Annotated in this window: 19 protein-coding genes and 1 tRNA gene; 9 read left to right on the top strand and 11 right to left on the bottom strand. The window is 60.1% G+C overall.

The window, feature by feature from the left end:
* Positions 1–31: 31 nt before the first annotated feature.
* The 5 genes from JL39_RS07480 to JL39_RS07460 all read left to right on the top strand — a co-directional run bounded on the left by JL39_RS07480 (position 32) and on the right by JL39_RS07460 (position 2,982).
* The gene (locus JL39_RS07480; RefSeq protein WP_037147915.1) at positions 32–1,072 is read left to right on the top strand and encodes a zinc-dependent alcohol dehydrogenase family protein; all 1,041 of its coding nucleotides are present in this window, start codon (positions 32–34) and stop codon (positions 1,070–1,072) included.
* A gap of 111 nt (positions 1,073–1,183) precedes the next feature.
* A complete protein-coding gene (locus JL39_RS07475) occupies positions 1,184–1,582 on the top strand; it encodes a DUF427 domain-containing protein (RefSeq protein ID WP_037147914.1) in 399 nt (132 codons plus the stop codon).
* 94 nt (positions 1,583–1,676) lie between these two features.
* Positions 1,677–2,030: a DUF1428 family protein gene (locus tag JL39_RS07470; RefSeq protein WP_037147912.1), complete on the top strand. Its 354-nt coding sequence runs from the start codon at positions 1,677–1,679 to the stop codon at positions 2,028–2,030.
* Positions 2,031–2,086: 56 nt separating this feature from the next.
* The gene (locus JL39_RS07465) at positions 2,087–2,509 is read left to right on the top strand and encodes a secondary thiamine-phosphate synthase enzyme YjbQ (RefSeq protein ID WP_037147910.1); all 423 of its coding nucleotides are present in this window, start codon (positions 2,087–2,089) and stop codon (positions 2,507–2,509) included.
* Positions 2,510–2,649: 140 nt separating this feature from the next.
* On the top strand, positions 2,650–2,982 hold the full coding sequence (locus JL39_RS07460; protein ID WP_037147908.1) for a hypothetical protein: 333 nt from the start codon (positions 2,650–2,652) through the stop codon (positions 2,980–2,982).
* A gap of 92 nt (positions 2,983–3,074) precedes the next feature.
* Here JL39_RS07460 and JL39_RS07455 read toward each other — a convergent pair whose 3' ends face one another.
* Positions 3,075–3,821, bottom strand: coding sequence for an SIMPL domain-containing protein (locus JL39_RS07455; protein WP_037147906.1), 747 nt, complete (start codon positions 3,819–3,821; stop codon positions 3,075–3,077).
* Positions 3,822–4,062: 241 nt separating this feature from the next.
* Between JL39_RS07455 and JL39_RS07450 the strand changes: the two genes are divergently transcribed.
* Positions 4,063–4,138: transfer RNA gene (locus tag JL39_RS07450), tRNA-Ile, on the top strand.
* Between the two features lie 119 nt (positions 4,139–4,257).
* Here the strand turns inward: JL39_RS07450 and JL39_RS32100 are convergent.
* Entirely contained in the window at positions 4,258–4,743 is a 486-nt protein-coding gene (locus tag JL39_RS32100; RefSeq protein ID WP_037147904.1) for a hypothetical protein, read from the bottom strand.
* Positions 4,744–5,102: 359 nt separating this feature from the next.
* Here JL39_RS32100 and JL39_RS07440 point away from each other — a divergent pair, with 359 nt between their 5' ends.
* Positions 5,103–5,489 (top strand): hypothetical protein, encoded by a 387-nt coding sequence (locus JL39_RS07440; RefSeq protein WP_152601063.1) that lies wholly within the window; start codon positions 5,103–5,105, stop codon positions 5,487–5,489.
* A 2-nt stretch (positions 5,490–5,491) separates the two neighbouring features.
* Entirely contained in the window at positions 5,492–6,199 is a 708-nt protein-coding gene (locus JL39_RS07435; RefSeq protein ID WP_037147900.1) for an SOS response-associated peptidase, read from the top strand.
* Between the two features lie 24 nt (positions 6,200–6,223).
* On the opposite strand, the gene JL39_RS30480 is transcribed toward JL39_RS07435, so the two are convergent.
* Both JL39_RS30480 and JL39_RS07425 read right to left on the bottom strand, forming a co-directional pair.
* The gene (locus tag JL39_RS30480; protein WP_052182725.1) at positions 6,224–7,045 is read right to left on the bottom strand and encodes a toll/interleukin-1 receptor domain-containing protein; all 822 of its coding nucleotides are present in this window, start codon (positions 7,043–7,045) and stop codon (positions 6,224–6,226) included.
* A 16-nt stretch (positions 7,046–7,061) separates the two neighbouring features.
* Positions 7,062–7,862: a DNA adenine methylase gene (locus JL39_RS07425; RefSeq protein ID WP_037147898.1), complete on the bottom strand. Its 801-nt coding sequence runs from the start codon at positions 7,860–7,862 to the stop codon at positions 7,062–7,064.
* Positions 7,863–8,103: 241 nt separating this feature from the next.
* Here JL39_RS07425 and JL39_RS07420 point away from each other — a divergent pair, with 241 nt between their 5' ends.
* Entirely contained in the window at positions 8,104–9,039 is a 936-nt protein-coding gene (locus JL39_RS07420; RefSeq protein WP_037147896.1) for a DUF2971 domain-containing protein, read from the top strand.
* A gap of 13 nt (positions 9,040–9,052) precedes the next feature.
* On the opposite strand, the gene JL39_RS07415 is transcribed toward JL39_RS07420, so the two are convergent.
* Genes JL39_RS07415 through JL39_RS07385 form a run of 7 tightly spaced genes read right to left on the bottom strand, consistent with a single transcriptional unit; the run spans position 9,053 to position 15,805 of the window.
* Positions 9,053–9,451, bottom strand: coding sequence for a DUF4376 domain-containing protein (locus tag JL39_RS07415; RefSeq protein ID WP_052182724.1), 399 nt, complete (start codon positions 9,449–9,451; stop codon positions 9,053–9,055).
* Positions 9,438–9,788 (bottom strand): hypothetical protein, encoded by a 351-nt coding sequence (locus tag JL39_RS07410; protein WP_037147894.1) that lies wholly within the window; start codon positions 9,786–9,788, stop codon positions 9,438–9,440. Before JL39_RS07410 ends, JL39_RS07415 begins: the two co-directional genes overlap by 14 nt.
* Positions 9,788–10,864 carry a pyocin knob domain-containing protein gene (locus JL39_RS30475; protein ID WP_052182723.1) on the bottom strand — a complete coding sequence of 359 codons (1,077 nt, stop codon included), beginning with the start codon at positions 10,862–10,864 and terminating at the stop codon, positions 9,788–9,790. Before JL39_RS30475 ends, JL39_RS07410 begins: the two co-directional genes overlap by 1 nt.
* A complete protein-coding gene (locus JL39_RS07400; protein WP_037147891.1) occupies positions 10,848–11,057 on the bottom strand; it encodes a hypothetical protein in 210 nt (69 codons plus the stop codon). Before JL39_RS07400 ends, JL39_RS30475 begins: the two co-directional genes overlap by 17 nt.
* Before the next feature lie 8 nt (positions 11,058–11,065).
* Positions 11,066–12,577 (bottom strand): hypothetical protein, encoded by a 1,512-nt coding sequence (locus tag JL39_RS07395; RefSeq protein ID WP_037147889.1) that lies wholly within the window; start codon positions 12,575–12,577, stop codon positions 11,066–11,068.
* Positions 12,574–15,381: a phage tail protein gene (locus tag JL39_RS07390; protein ID WP_052182722.1), complete on the bottom strand. Its 2,808-nt coding sequence runs from the start codon at positions 15,379–15,381 to the stop codon at positions 12,574–12,576. Before JL39_RS07390 ends, JL39_RS07395 begins: the two co-directional genes overlap by 4 nt.
* A 4-nt stretch (positions 15,382–15,385) precedes the next feature.
* Positions 15,386–15,805 carry a hypothetical protein gene (locus JL39_RS07385; RefSeq protein WP_037147887.1) on the bottom strand — a complete coding sequence of 140 codons (420 nt, stop codon included), beginning with the start codon at positions 15,803–15,805 and terminating at the stop codon, positions 15,386–15,388.
* Between the last annotated feature and the right edge of the window lie 106 nt (positions 15,806–15,911).

Genomic DNA, 15,911 nt, shown 5'->3' with positions numbered 1-15,911 from the left:
ATGTTGCCGCCACCAAACAAGGAATGCCATCATGAAAGCCATGTTCTACGATGCCTTTGAAAAGGCGCCGGAAATCCGCAATCTTCCGGATCCTGAGCCGACGTTCGGCGGCGTGGTGATCAAGGTCGGCGCGACCGGGCTCTGCCGCAGCGACTGGCATGGCTGGATGGGCCACGACCCGGATATCCGCCTGCCGCATGTGCCGGGTCACGAGCTTGCCGGCAAGATCGTCGCGACGGGCAAGGGTGTGATGCGCTTCAAGGTCGGCGACCGGGTGACGGTGCCTTTCGTTTCCGGCTGCGGCCACTGCGCCGAATGCCATTCCGGCAACCAGCAGGTCTGCCCCAACCAGTTCCAGCCGGGGTTCACCCACTGGGGCTCGTTCGCGGAATACGTGGCGATCGATTATGCCGACACGAACCTCGTGCATCTGCCGGACGAGATCGACGATGCGACGGCGGCAAGCCTCGGCTGCCGGTTTGCGACCTCTTTCCGCGCGGTTGCCGACCAGGCCCGCACCGGACCGGGCGACTGGGTGGCCGTGCATGGCTGTGGCGGGGTAGGGCTGTCGGCGATCATGATCGCCACGGCACTCGGGGCGAATGCGATCGGTATCGACCTTGCCGAGGACAAGCTGGCGCTTGCCCGTCAATGCGGCGCGGTGGCGACGATCAACGCGGGTTCGGTGGCGGATGTGGTCGAGGCTGTGCGCGAGATCACCAAGGGCGGCGCGCACGTTTCGATCGACGCGCTTGGTCATCCGGTCACCTGCTTCAATTCGATCAAGAACCTGCGCCGGCGCGGCCGCCATGTGCAGATAGGCCTGATGCTCGGCGAACATGCCACACCAAAAATTCCGATGGCGCAGGTGATCGGCCACGAACTGGAGATCTACGGCAGCCACGGCATGCAGGCTTGGCGTTACGACGCCATGCTCGCCATGCTGACGACGGGCAAGATGAAGCCTCAGCAGCTCATCGCCAGGCGGATCAGCCTGGAAGCCGCCGTGCCGGCGCTGATGACGCTCGACACATCCGAAACGCCCGGAATCAGTGTGATCACGGCATTCTAGGCAGGCGATTGTCTGCTACCGGCGACGGCACTGTTCCGCCGTGGCCGCTTGGTGACGACCCTCTGCGCCCTATATCCCGGTCTTGTAAGACCAAGCCGAAAGGGCGAAGCCATGAACACAAGAGCGCAGAAGATTCCGGGGCCTGATCATCCAATCACCGTCAAGCACAATCCGGCCCGGGTGAGAGTGACGCTCGGCGGCAAGGTGATCGCCGACAGCGTCAACTCGCTGACATTGCAGGAGGCATCCTATCCGGCGGTGCACTACATTCCCCGCAAGGATGTCGACATGTCGCTTCTTCAGCGGACGGACTACGAGAGCTATTGCCCCTATAAGGGCGAGGCTTCCTATTTCAGCATCCCGCTTGGCGGCGAGCGATCGAAAAATGCCGTCTGGTCTTACGAGAACCCCTATGAGGCGGTGGCAGGGATCAAGGAGCATGTCGCTTTTTACCCCGATCGTGTGGATTCGATCGAGGAACTTTCGTCTCCTGAACCCGGAAAGTTCTGAAGCGGAGAGGGCAACAGAGAAAAATCTCGGTGCCATGTCGGATTTGCGGTTGTTCGACCGTCCTTGGATTGTTCAGCTCTAAAGGAAGACGACCATGTCCTATGTCGATGGATTCATTGTTGCCGTACCCAAGGCCAATCTGGAACGATACAAGAAGATAGCGCGCGTTGCCGGCGACGTCTGGAAGGAACATGGCGCGCTGACCTATGTGGAATGCGTGGGCGATGACGTGCCTTATGGCGAACTCACATCATTTCCGCGCGCGGTGCAGGCGAAGGAGGACGAGATCGTCATCTTTTCCTGGATCACCTACGAAAGCCGCGCCCGTCGTGACGAGATCAACAAGAAGGTGATGGCCGATCCGCGGCTTGCCGGAGACGACTGGAAAGAAGTCTTCGACGGCAAACGGATGATTTACGGTGGCTTCCAGAGCTTTCTGTCGATCTAGCCCAGCTTGGTGCTAAAGGTGCCGGCATCCGCCGGTACCTGATGAAAGGAAGCCCCATGCCCCAGACCGTGATCTCGATTTCCACGAGAGGCCAGGGGCTCTATGAATTCACCCAGCCGGTACAGGATTTCGTGCGTGGCCAAGGGGTGGGCGAGGGGCTGCTGACCGTCTTCGTGCGCCACACGTCCTGCTCCCTGATCATCCAGGAAAATGCCGATCCGGACGTGCGCCGCGATCTCAAGGCATTCTTCTCGCGCCTCGTGCCACCGGCGAACGATCCCGAAATGCGCTGGGTGAAGCACACGACCGAAGGCCCGGACGACATGCCCGCGCATATCAAGGCGGCGCTCACTGCCGTTTCGCTCGGCATTCCCGTTCATGACAGGCGGCTGATGCTCGGTACATGGCAGGGCATCTATCTCTTCGAGCATCGAGACTATCCGCATACCCGCCAGGTGGTACTGCATCTCTCCGCATGAAAAGCAGATGAATGATGTCTGAATGCCGGATTCGGACCTCGTTCAGGTGCGAGGATCTAGGGTTACGCCCATCGCCCGCAACGGCGAGAGAAACAACCTCGGGCCAGGGGCTACCGCCCGGATTTCGGAGAGAAACACCCATGACCAGCATGATCGTCAAAGCCGGTATAGCCGCTCTCGTCGCGCTCACTGGCCTTTCCGCAACCGCATCGACTGCCGCTGCCGGCGGCCCGGAATTCGGCATTCACGTGCAGTATCATGACCGCGACCGCGATCGTCATTGGCGGCCGGACCACCGGCCGCGTGGCTGCGCACCCTGGCTTGCCGAGCGGAAGGCCGATCGCATGGGCCTGCGCCGCACCCGTGTCGTCGACGTCTCGCGCCGCACCGTCTCCGTCGTCGGTTTCGGACGACGCGGCCCCGATCGCGTGGTTTTCGCCAACGTGCGCGGCTGCCCCCTGATCCGCCGTTAGGAAGGGTAACGGATCCTTCCGTCTCCATCGCCCGGTGGCGGAGGAAAGCGCCCGCCGGTCTCATCGACCGGCGGGGGCGTCTGTTTTTGATCTCACTGCTCGAGGGCGAAGGTGACGTTGACGGTCACGGTATAGGTGTTTTCGCCAGTTGCGACCGGTACGGCTTCGGCTGCCATGTCCTTCGCCATCGCCATACGCATCATCGGCTGCGGCATCGGGCGGGCAGCATTCTCGCTGATTTCCAGGACACGTCCAAGCTTGACGCCTGCTGCTTCCGTCAGCGTCCTCGCCTTGGCGAGCGCCTTTGCGACGGCTGCCTTGCGTGCTTCGGTCATGGCCTCTTCAGGGTCGTCGTTCGTAAAGACGATCTGGCCGCCCTGATTGACGCCAAGCTTGACGGAGCGGTCGATGAGGGCGCCAAGCTTATCGAGGTCGCGGACCTTCAGCGTCAGCGTGTTGGCGACCTCGTAGCCGACGACCTCCGGTGGATCAACGACGCCGTTCTTCGGCTCGGAATGGCGGTATTGGGGGTAGATTGAAAAGTTGCTCGTCTGGATATCGCGATCGGCGACGCCATCGGCCTTGATTGCAGTGAGGACTTCTTTCATGGCTGCGCTGTTGGCCGAAAGTGCGGCTTCGGCCGTTTGCCCGTTGCGCACGACGGAAAGTGTCAAGACCGCCATGTCAGGCGCGATCGAAGCTTCGCCTTCGCCCGAGATGCTGATAACCGGGTCGCGGGGGCGGAACTCCTGCGCCGACGCCTGGCCGGCTGCGGCGGTAACTGCGCCTGCCAAAAGGGTTGCCAGGACGAGACGCGACGACGAAAGCGCAAGGCGCATGGTATTCTCCCCGATCTGTTTGAGCGGCAAGGGATGTCGGTCCGCGAGCCTGCTACGATGATATCCTACCTTTAGCGCGCCTTGTCGAACCGGAATCGATTCTGCACATTCGCGCCTCGGCAGGTCTACGTGCCGGTTGATTGTGAAGCTATTGCGGCAACGACTTGTGGCCGTTGATGATTTGCGGTAGAGCGACCCCTGAGGAGAGGCGAGCCATTGCGCCTTACCTTTGCCTTACGGCGGGCCTGTAGCTCAATGGTTAGAGCCGGCGGCTCATAACCGCTTGGTTGGGGGTTCGAGTCCCTCCGGGCCCACCATTTCCAGTTCGTAGTAGACTGTAGCCGGATGTAGCCGGACGCGAAAAACCGGAACTTTGACACTTGGTTCCGGAATTTTGATGTGTGCGCCCGAAGCTGTTCGGTGGAGCCTCGGCCCACTACCACTGGCTACCCAATTGCTTCTTTTCTTCCTTAACCTGATCCGGTGTCGCGTGATGCTGGCGAATGGCGTCCATATCGGTGTCCAATCTGGCATTGCGGGAAGCTTGCTCGGCTGCCGCCTGTTCCGCGGCCGCTTTCTCTGCAGCAGCTTTCTCCGCCGCGGCCTTCTCTGCTGCCGCCTTTTCTGCAGCTATCCTTTCGCGCTCTGTGTAGGCCTGCTTAATCTTCTCATAGCCATATTCCCCGACAGCCGCACCGAGGGTTTCTAAAGCCTTTAGAATTTGTGCCCGCTGCGGCGGGTCGCCGCCCGCATTTTCCAAGCTTCCCTGTAAACCCCGCCACGAGTCCGGATTCTTCTCGATCCACCTTTCAAGCTTTTGTTCTGTGGTGAGTTCCCCGCCCTCAATGGGAGGCTGTTGTTCAGATAACGTGGAGCCCGCAAAGCCTAGAAGAAGCATCGCGGTTAAAAGCAGTTGTTTCATAATTCTCCCCCTCGATCCCGGTATTGAAATTCCAGTTTTGCACTCCCGCTATCCTCTTTCAACTGAGGTTGAGGGCGACTGATGGAGGGCCGAGACAAAGCCCGATTTGGGGCATCGCTTAAGACCGGCCCAAAGGCCCCTTAAATGGTCGTTGCGGGTAGGTGGCGGTTCGGAGCGAACGGGCTCCTGAGGCGCCCTTGACTCCACACGCGTTCGGCGCCATCTCTCACCTCATCCGCAGGCGGGCGGATCATCAACCCTATGACCGATGCGGCCGGTCTCGAACACGAGAGCCATTCCGCATGCCCGAAGACCTGCAAAAGAGATTAACCTCCGCCATTAGGATCCAGATCGACTGTTTGAGCCAGCCCACATTGAACGGCTTTGCCGGCACAGGCCGATACCGCCAGCGCGAAAAAGGGTCGTTGCACGCGATCGCCACCAGGATCATGGACGAGGGATTGAGGCCCTATGCTTTCGAGTGCGGCGGCGAACCGGTCGACAGGCATGATGTCTACCTCACCGTCCTCACGGCGCTCTTCGATATCGATGACGAAGACGCTAGGCGGTGGACGTCCAGGGGCGAATGGGACGCCGCCCGTTTCGAGGCCGCCAAGGATATTGCCAGAGCCGTGATGCGGAAGTTTACTGTCGTGGATCGTCCCCGGGTCTATCGGGACATTCCAGCGGACGGCCAGATGGGCGGAGCTCATAGCCATAGCAACTGGCGCTTTGAGGGAGAGTGATCATGTGCGGCAGGATCTTCATCGAGACGAACCTGAAGGAGATGATGGCCGGCTTCGGCTTTGCGAAGCCGCTCGACGTCGGCGGCCTCGACAATCAGTTCCCGCGCTATGACGGACGGCCGAGCGAATATTATCCGATCATCATCCGCGACGTGGTGCGCGAGAGCGGGCAGATGGCGCCGGTTTTCGTCGTCGGCCGCTGGGGCTTCATTGCGGGCTGGGACCGGGAGGCGAAGAAGCCGATGATCAACGCGCGAAGCGAAGGCATCGCGACCAACAATTCGTTCAAGAGCGCCTATGAGCGGCGGCGCTGTCTGGTGCCGATCGACGGCTTCTTCGAGTGGAAGGACATTCACGGCACGGGCAAAAACAAGCAGCCTTACGCGATCGCCATGAAGGACCGCAGCAAGTTTGCGCTGGCCGGCATCTATTCGTCACGTCGCACCGACAGCGCCCATGAGGAGCGGAGCTTCGCTATCCTCACTTGTGCGGCAAACGAGATGATGGAGACGATCCATGACCGGATGCCGGTCATCCTGCACCCGGCCGACTATGAGCGCTGGCTTTCCGAAGAGCCGGACCCGGCCGATCTCCTGAAGCCGTTCCCCTCCGAACTGATGATCATGTGGCCGATCAATCCGATCCGCAGCAAGGGGCCGGAAGTGCTCGACCCGCTGAAGCAGGAAGAGGACGAGGAGCCGCTCGTCTGACGGTTTCGGGATCAAGCGCTCTGTTCACTCGCCTTTATCGTTCTCTCCATCTGCTAGGTCGGACACGTCCTTGAGCTTCGTTGCGGTGATCGCATCTGCAACGATCCTGTTGACATTTCTCGCGTGTACGGTGCCGAGGTGCGCAAATTCGCTTAGGTCCTTAGCGGAGATAGTATGGTCTCGTTTTGAATGCGACGAGCGCAGAACCTCCGAGATCAAAGCTTGGCTGAGTTGATATTGGGCGCCCGCCTTGACCTGTTGCATATCCATCTTGAGATCCCGCAGCTCTTTCATCAAGCTCTCGAGCATCGGAAGCACCAGAGTCGAGACAGGGTCGGCTTCGACATCTTTGGCTGGAGGGGGGGCAAAAGAGACCTTTTTATAGTCTTCGAGAAAATCCGGGTACCATTTCCGAAAGGTTTCCTTCAATCGGTCTTCCGGTAGCCTCTTTTCGACATGTTCATTCAAGCTCACAACCAAAGCCAACAGCTGCTCCGCATCAGGGGCCTTAATGTACTGGAATTGTGTCAACGGATGGTTGGGAATCTCGAAGCCTTGAACACCACACAACACCGGGATAAGCCGCCCTTCACCAAGGCTTTTTGCAATCGCTCCGGCCTCATAGAGGATCCAGGGAGCAGTCGCGTTGGCAGCGGTGATCACACTGATGCCGAAGTTTGTGTCCTGTAGGGTTGAGTTCACATTAGCCAGCCAGCGGTCACCCTTTTCAATATCCTGGGATGAAACGTAGACCTCTATGTCCTGCAGGACGTTTGGGATCCACTTTTTGAAAATCGTGGCGACCTCTTGGCTTGTTTTACCCGACCAGCTTGCAAAGACTCGCATTCGGGTTCCCCTTCCTTTACCCAGAAGAGGATATAATCACCTCTTTCACCTCTTTGCTATGGCCACGGCCGGCGACGGAATAGGTGCAGTCGACTTCCTCGATCGAGAAGTTGGAAAAGGTTTCATAGACGCATTGAACGGCGTTTAACGATAGGATGAAGCGGCCTTTAACCTTGCCGAGAACATCGGCCATTTCCGCGAACTCGGCCCGGCTGAAGACCTCCCTCCCATAGTCGTCCTCGCTGCCCCAGTAGGGCGGGTCGAGATAGAAAAGCATGCCCGGCCGATCGTAGCGCTCGATGAAGGTTCGCCACGGCAAGTTCTCGATGACGACGCCCGCCATACGCTCGTGGATATCTTCAAGCTGCGGCGCGAGCTTCAGGAGATTGAACCGGCCGCCATTCATCGATACTCCGAAATTCTGCCCCCGAACCTTGCCACCGAAAGCCAGGCGCTGGAGGTAGAGGAAGCGCGCCGCCCGCTCCAAGTCGGTTAGGGTCGACGGATCGGTGCGGGACAGCCGATCGAACTCACGCCTGGACGTGATCTGGAAGCGCAATGTCTCCATGAACTGTGGATAGTGCCGCTGCAGGATCCGAAAGAGGTTTGCGACATCGCCATTGATGTCGTTGATCACTTCCATCTTCGGCGCCTGACTACGGCGCAGGAAAACACCGCCCATGCCGACAAACGGTTCGGCATAGGCTTCGTGTGGCGTTCGGTTGATCCTGTGGATAATTTCCTTCGAAAGAATGCGCTTGCCCCCGATATACGGGGCGGCAGGATTGGCGGGCTCGATCGGCCGCATATTCACCATTTCAAACAACTCACGACTCGGTCACACCTAATCTGCCCTGCAGGGTACGGGTGCGACGGTTGTGCATACTTGCTGTCGGACGGGTTCCTGTCCCAAACTAGAATCCCGTCGCTCGGGGCATCCCCATGCCCCGGCCGCCCGGTTTTCGCCGGGCGATGTCAGTCCATAGGTACGCGCGCGGGGGGAATTAAGAACCGTCCGAATTCGGACGCCCGGTCATGCTGAAAGAGGCGGGAGAACGGTGCTGGTGACTCTATACTCCGAATTCGATCTGACGCTCTCACAGACGCGCGAACGTGCCCGCAATGACCGCGCGCACTTCTTCAAATACATGTCGAGTTCAACAGCGGAGCTCGTTCTAAAGAACAGAACCCTTCGATGGTCGACTCCCGGATGCCTTAACGATCCGTTCGATATGCAATTCGATTTTGATCTGGCTGTGACCGCCGCTGACGTAGTGCCTGAAGCGTTAGAGGTGTTGTGGCAGATCTATCAAGGCGAGCGGGAACCCGGAGAGACCAAATTTGGGAGACTCATGGGAATTGCCCGAGCCGCACAGCAGAAGAAGACGAAGGACGAATTCTCAGCCGACTGGGGCTCGGCACTGGAACAATCATTCCGGAACATGAAAGACGAGCTGCCGGCATTAAACAGGGGGCTGAAGGAGCAGGCATTGACCGCCAAAGTCCTCTGTCTCACCGAACGTCCAGACAATGCAAACATGTGGAATTTCTATGCTGAGCAGCACAAAGGAGTTGTTCTTCGTTTCCGGTCCATTCCGGCATTCGACAGCGCATTCATGATGGCGCAACGCGTCAATTACTCCAAACACGCGCCGCAAATAGCAGAAAAGCAGGAGATCGTTGACTTTCTAACTGGCTTGCGTCGTTTGGACAAATTGCGGGTTTTGCACCAACTCATATTCACGAAAACCGAAGACTGGGCTCACGAGCGTGAGTGGCGCATTTTTTCGGGAGATGGTCGAAACAAGACGACCGCGCCAGAAGACATCAGGTTTTTCGCAAACGAACTTGACGGACTCATCTTTGGTAAAGATTGCCCCTCAGCAATGAGAGAAAAGCTCGCTCAGCTCGCAAGCCGATATCCGAACGTCGCACTTTACGAGGCAAGAAACGTGGGCGGCTTTGGGTTGCAGATCCATACCAGTAATCAGTGAATTGCGATTAACTTCAGTCAGGCCAATAGCTATCGTCGGCGAAATCCGCCGGGATGGGATCGAGCGCCTTGAGCGCCCAGCTCGCCGCATAGAGCGCCGAGACGTATTCGGAGGATTGCTGCCAGAGCGACATGATCTCCGGCGGCGTCAGATCGTGGTCGATGTTGTCGCCGTCACGAAACGTCTTCAGTGTCGTGGAATCGCCGCCGGCAATGCGGACCTGGGCACCGAGTGCCAGATTGGTGAGGTTGCGGGCGTCCTCGTCGCGGCCAGTCACATGAATGCCGTTGATGATCTTTCCGGCGATGATGCGGCGGGCGCGTTCGGCATTGATGGCGTCGCAGAGCGCCTGGCGCGCGGTGTCGGCCTTCTGTTCGGCCGTGATGATCTTGGCAGGATCAACCGTCCACATCGGCAGGCTCCTCGTCTTGCACTTCGGGCATAGGTTCCGGCGGCGGATCGAAGGGGATCGCCAGCGGCCCGTCAGGCGGGTTGATCAGCGGCGTGGGAAAGGCGACGTCAACCGATGGATCGGCACCATGCGGCAGGATCAGCGTCAGGCGCAGATCACCGCCGATCCGCTCGACAGGCTCGACAATCCAGTCGCAAGGCACTTCACCGGCCGGGATCGTCGCGCCGTCCGGCAGGCCGGAGAAATCGAAGGCCTCGCCGTTGATCGTCAGGATGTCGCCGCTCTTGCTGATTGCGAGCGTGTTGTCGCGACGCATTGGGGAGAACGAAATGTGCATCAGAACCACCTTCCGATTGCTGTCGCCCTCGCAGTGACAGCCGCCGAAGTGGTGCTGTCTTCCTGATAATAGAGGTTTGCGAGGCTGGCGTTGTTGGAGACTGTCGATTTACCGCGCAGTGTCGGATTGTTGGTGATGACCGACATGTGCACGCCTGGAATGACGTTGAACGCGGCGGGATAAGTCCAGGACACACTTTTAATCCCGGTCGTCGCATCGCCTTCGGCCTTGATAGTGACCAGCGTCGTGCAAATCTGCGTCCCGTCCGCAAACCGCACGTACTCGCCGTTGGCATTGCTGCTGCGCTCGAAGATCGCCCCCGTCGAAACGCCGCCAACCTGTTGAGCTTGCCCGACTATCTCCGCACCAACAGTTTGCCAGACGCTCCAGGCGCCATTGTTGTAATACCGATAAAATTGCCGCGGTCGGGAACTCCAAATCCAAGCCGTCTGTATCGCGACCGATGAGGAGTATCGCTGATGCATGACGAGGACGCGCTGACCGGGCACTGGTCCCACCGACGCGGCGACACCGATGAGGTAAAAGCCGGTCTCCGTGATGGAGTCGAGTGTCGATGACGCATCCACCGCGCTTAAGCGCGTCGGCAGTTGAGCCTCCGGGATTGGCCCCATCTGCCCATAAAGGTTCGGGCCATCCGTGGCATCCATCAAGCCCCGAAAGAACGCCGTCAGCGTCGCCAAATCCATCGTGCCGGCGCCGGTGAAGATCGGGAAGGTGTTGGCCGCCCCAGCAAGGCCGGAAAGCGCCTGAATATTCCCGTTACCGCCGAGCAGCTCGATCAACTGCCGAGCCTGCGCCGTCAGCCGCGAGCCGTCGCCCTGGTAGCGCAGCCGGTAGGCGGAACCCGCGAGTGCGGCGCCGCGAATGCCGGTCGGGTAGAGCGTCAACGAGGTGTTGGAGTTGACGCTCTGGACGATGCCGTGCCAGCCGGCAGCAAAGAACTCATCACCCTCCTGAAACCCGGCCGTCAGCCAGGCTGTGCCGACGCCGGTCACCGCCGTGCCTCCGGCCGCGACGGTCACCGTGCCGGCCGTATAGTCACTCAGCAGAGCCATGACGCTCCCCCTCGACCCTGCGCTCCATCAGCAGGTCGTCGCGTTCGGAGCGGATCGCGTCGCGATCGGCGAGCGCCTGGTCACGTTCGGCGGCGACGTCGGCGAGTTGCTGGGCCAGTTGCAGGCATCTGTTTTCCAGCAGCTTGTTGAACAGGCGCAGCTCGTTGAGCGCGATTTCGGGCCTGATGGACATGGGTTACCTCATGGAGCGGGGATGCCAAGGATGTAGTAGCGAATGCCGAGAAGGGTGTTGGCCGAGTAGTCGTATTGCCACCCGGACGAAGTGCTGTGCCGTTCAGATATCGGGTTCCCCTCGTAAGAGATGAACCTGGCATTGTTGCCGGTCAGGACGCAGAACACTGTATTTTCAGCAACGTAACGGAAGGAGTTATTGTAACTCTCGATCAATCTCGCAGACGGGGCCTGCACTTTTTCGCCGTAGAAGCCATTCTGCATGTGCAGGGAGAACTTCACGAACGGGAAGAACCCGGCCCCGTCGAACGGAACGTCGACTGCAATACCTGTATTGACGCTAGGCGGCACCTTATTGCTCTGCGCTGACACTGGAATATAGCCCTCGGCAAGCATCTGGAGCGCAGGCCAGCGGCTATCGAGGATAATGTCAGCGAGAGACGGGTCATTGCCCGCACCGGGACGAAGGAACTGGACAACATCCTGCGTCCCATCGTTGAACTGGCGAAGCACATTGTTGTTGCCGGAGGTAGGCTCCGCTGCGTTTCGGGAAAAGACCAGGTATCTCGCGCGGGATGCGGTCTGGGGATTGTAGATGTAAAGCTTCGTGCCCGAGAACCAGTATTCACAGTTCATCACCGTGAAATATCCGCTGATCGGGTATCGGATTTCGTCCTGCTCATATTGCAGAATGTCGCAAACCATGGAGTTGTCGCCGGGAAACCCGACCTCGATCTCATTCGTCGCACCCGCCGGCAGCGCCACATCGCCTGCCTTGATCACAGAGAGAGGTTGACCGGAGCTGTCGAACGCCATTTGCGTCGGGGTCGCCGTCCGTGTGTCATATCCCGGCTTGGCGACACGACACCAGGTGTCCGAGATTTCGACCGTCCTGAGCCCGGGCGTGATCGAGGGCGTCACGCTGTCGATCAGCGGGGTGTCATCCCCCGGCAACCGCCACACGACAGCCGTCTTTTCGTAACTGGTGAAATCGGTCTGGCCAAAGGCGTTATTCAGATAGTAGAGCCCGTTGCCGAGCGTCGGAGATCCCCAGCTGTTATCTCCGCCATTTCGAAGCCAACCTTGATTGTACCAGTTCATGAGGGTTCGATAGCCAGGTTCCCGGCCGGACGGATCCTCGCTCCCCTGTGTGTAAACCCGAGTGTTGTCGAGATATCGGCTGTCTGATCTGCGCTTTATTTTCAGATCATAGAGAGGCATGGCGTATGGAAGACCCGGAAAATGAGAGTTCCGGATCAAAACGGTGATGTTGTCCGCGCCGGCGGTAATATTCGCCCGTTTCTTTGTGTAATTGCTGTCGTTGGCTCCGGCGGGCCAATACTGCGTTCCTCCCGGCGGAGTGCTCTCGAATGCCGTCAGTTTCACGTCTGCAGAGAATTTGGAGTTGTAATGGAATGCGCTCTTCTCCGCGTCCGGCACGATCATTGGATCGCGCTCACCCTTGGTGATTTTGACGCAGGAGACGCCTTCATAGTCGATACCGATGCGGGTCCTGATCATGACGTAACCACAATTCCGTTCTCGTCGATGATGACGCGCCCATTCCCGAAGTTGATCGTGCCGGCATAGACCGTGCCGATGTCCTGCGCTTCCGACCGCCAGCGTCCGCCGGAATAGACCAGCGGGTTGATCGGCGCGGCGCCGGAGGAAAGGTCCCCGAAAAAGAGCTGCTGGGCATCGAGGAGGATGCGCGACGGAAGCGTCGCATGGGTTTCGACATAAAGCCCGGCCTGTGCCGACCAATCGCTGGTGGAGGTTTTCACCTGCACGGCCCATCGGGAAAACCCGCCGGAGCCGCCGGCCACCGCCGTCGCCCGAACATTCACCGAGGACGACACGTCGCCGACCTGCGTTTCGAGGCTGGCGATCTGATCGGCCATCGCCTCGATGTCGTCGCCCTGGCCGTTGACCTGCACCTGCAGGGCAGAGACGGCCGATGCGACGGACGGCAGGCCGGTCGCCGGATCGAAGACCGACGCCTCCAGTTCCTCAACACTCAGCGCCAGGGCCTGATCGGCAGACGAGAGAGATGCAAGGGATTGCGTGACGCTCGACTGAAAACCGCTGAAGCTTGTCGTCAGGCTGGTGATCGAACTGGCGAGCGCCGTATCGGCAGCCACCAGGACCTGCACCTCGCGCGTATATTCCGCGGTGATCTTGTCCCGCGTCGCCGTCAACTGCTCGCGGAGCTTCTGGCGCTCGACCGCGTTTCCGAGGTCCTGATCAGCTACGATGAGGCTGATCTCCTCCAGCTTTTCGAGGATCTCCCGCCGGCCAGAACCGAGCCAGTCCTGGTAATCCTTCAGATCGTCGGCGAGGTTGTCGAAGCCGATCGTGCCGTCATACGGATCAAAATCCAGCCCCGACGTCAGACGGACATTCGGCGTCATGACGTCGATCCAGTCCGACCACTCAGTCTCCCGTCGGCTGTACGGCACGAACTTGCCGCGCGCTTGGTAGAGCGTCGCCGGCAGGAACGTGCCGTTGAGCACCCACTCATAAGGATCGGCATAGGGCGTGGAGTCGCTATCGAATACCCCGGCGGCCGTCGATTTCAGGCGAACCTGCACCCAGACCTTGGCGACATCGTCCTGGTCCGGAGCGCAGATCACCTTGATCGAGGGACGGCGGGCATTGCCGTCCGTGTCATAGATGGTCGCCGGCACGGCTTGCCAGCCGTATAGCGGCTGCGCAGGTGGCGCGATCGGACCGGTCGGGCCGACGACCGGCGGCAAGAGGATTTCCGGCGGATCATAGTCGGCCGGGTCGATCTCCTTCAGGAGCAGTCGCTGCAACAGGCCGGAAAGCGAGATCGCCCGAACGACAAGGAATTTCTTGTTGGAATAGGCGTTGCGGTCGCTCGACCACGAGACCACGTCGTTGGGCTCCAGCGCCGACGCATCCGGCGGCAGCACAAGTTCATGGGTGCGCCAGCGCTGCTCTTCCTCGATCATCGTCGACATCAGGCATTGCACCTGGTCGACGATCGAGACGGCGTCGAAGCGCGTAGCAACCGGAAGCCGCTCGCCATCATCGCGGGCAAGCAGGGTCGCCGAGCTTTTCTCAGGCGCATCCTTGTCGGCCCATCGCTGCTCCGGCTCTGGATAGACGGCGGTGATCGTGTTGTGGGTGGCTGAGACTGTCGGGAACGGCTCGAAGTCCTGGTCGCTGGTGACGACGATCTGGGCGTCAGTGAAGCTGTAGACCGCTGCTGCCGGCGCACCGACGAGTATTTTGAGGATGCCGCCCACTTCCGCCAGCCGGGCAGCACAGCCGATCCTCAGATCCTCGATCACCTCAAGCGGATCCTGGTCGACGAAGACCTCGAGCCCGCCGCGGTATTGCTTACGGCCGGAGAGCAGCCGATCGGCTTCATTGAGCGCTGCGATCCAGGATGATGCCGGCAGACGGTGCTGCGCAAAATTGCGCCCTCCATGCAGCCAGCGCCCATCGTAATAGATGCCGCGGCTGACATTATAGATCTGCAGCGGCAGATTATCGGAGGCTTCCCAGGTCGACGGGTCGGACCAACGATGCGTGCCGGTGCCGCCATTGGTGGAGTCCTTGCGGAGATCATAAAGCCGCATCGGCTTTGGCTGGTAGATGCCCTGCGGAAGGCCGGACTTGAAGAGATCCTGGTTGATCCGTGCCGTCAGGATGACGGCCTGGCAACCGCGGGCGATCATCGTCGACTTGAACGGCCGCTCGGCAAGGGTGCCGAACTTGGCGACGAGGAAGGGATCGGCGACCGTCTGCGATCCGTCCAGGAACTTGATCCAGAGAAAGTCCGTGCCGCCGACGCGATATTCCTGGACCGGATAACCCCGACCGTCAGCCGCGGGCAGGTTCCAAAGGATCGTCACCTCCTTGTCGCCGATCCAGACGCGATCGAGCCCTTGCGGGCCGGCATGATTCGGCAGGCAGGACAGCTCGATGACGTCGGTTAGATAAGCGTTCGGCGTCTTGTCGACCTCGCCCCAGGTGCCGATATAGACACGCCTTCCGGCCGTAGCACGGGTGCCGATCAGATAGGAGCGCGGAACAGCATCGCCCATCTGGACTGAGAGGGTCACTCCCGACGGCCGCTGGTTCTTGCGCGCCTGGCGACGGGCCTGCGCCTGCTGGATCAGGCTCATCCCGAAATTTGCCGCCGCGACGATCGCGATCTTGACGATGCCCGCAACAATGCCGCCGCTCGACAGGAACGCGCTGAAGGCGGCGATCGCGCCCGAGATCGGATCGGCGCTGGCACCGGCAGCCGTCAGAAGCAAGATTGAAAGGGTAATGAAGGCGGCCTTCAACATGGCTTCAACCCACCTTGAAGCACATGGCGGCATCGAGCAGGTCGACGGTGCCGATGCCGGTTTCCGTCAGCACGAATATCCGCTCGCCGTTGACGACGCCAAGCGCATGGCCGACCGGGCTATCTACGACGATCGCGGCGATGTCGCCAATCTCGGCGCGGCTCGGGTGTATGACCGGCAGCAGCGTGGCGACCAGCTCGCCGAGGTTTGGGAATCCGTAAGCGCGGAGGACGCGGGCGGCCCCCAGGGCGTCGTCATAACGATCCGGATAATGCGCGCCGAGATCGACCCCCGTCAGCGCGAGGACCAGGCGCACGGCAAGGCCGCGGCCGCAATCGTGGTCGTACCACGTAAACGGCCGCGACTTGATCTCGTCGATCGCCGCTTCATAGCGCCGGCGCCAATTGGGAAGTCGGGTCAGCATGGCCCATCTAGGGCCGATCGCGCGCGCGTATCAGCCGTCCGGTTTCGGACGGTCAGTTGGCCGCATTGATCTGAGGGGATGGCGGCAAGTTGGCGATCGGAACTTG

The organism is Rhizobium sp. YS-1r (genome assembly GCF_000757525.1).
Classification (GTDB): Bacteria; Pseudomonadota; Alphaproteobacteria; order Rhizobiales; family Rhizobiaceae; genus Neorhizobium; species Neorhizobium petrolearium.
The sequence above is the reverse complement of the archived record's forward strand: the minus strand, read 5'-3'. Positions and strand labels throughout refer to the sequence as shown.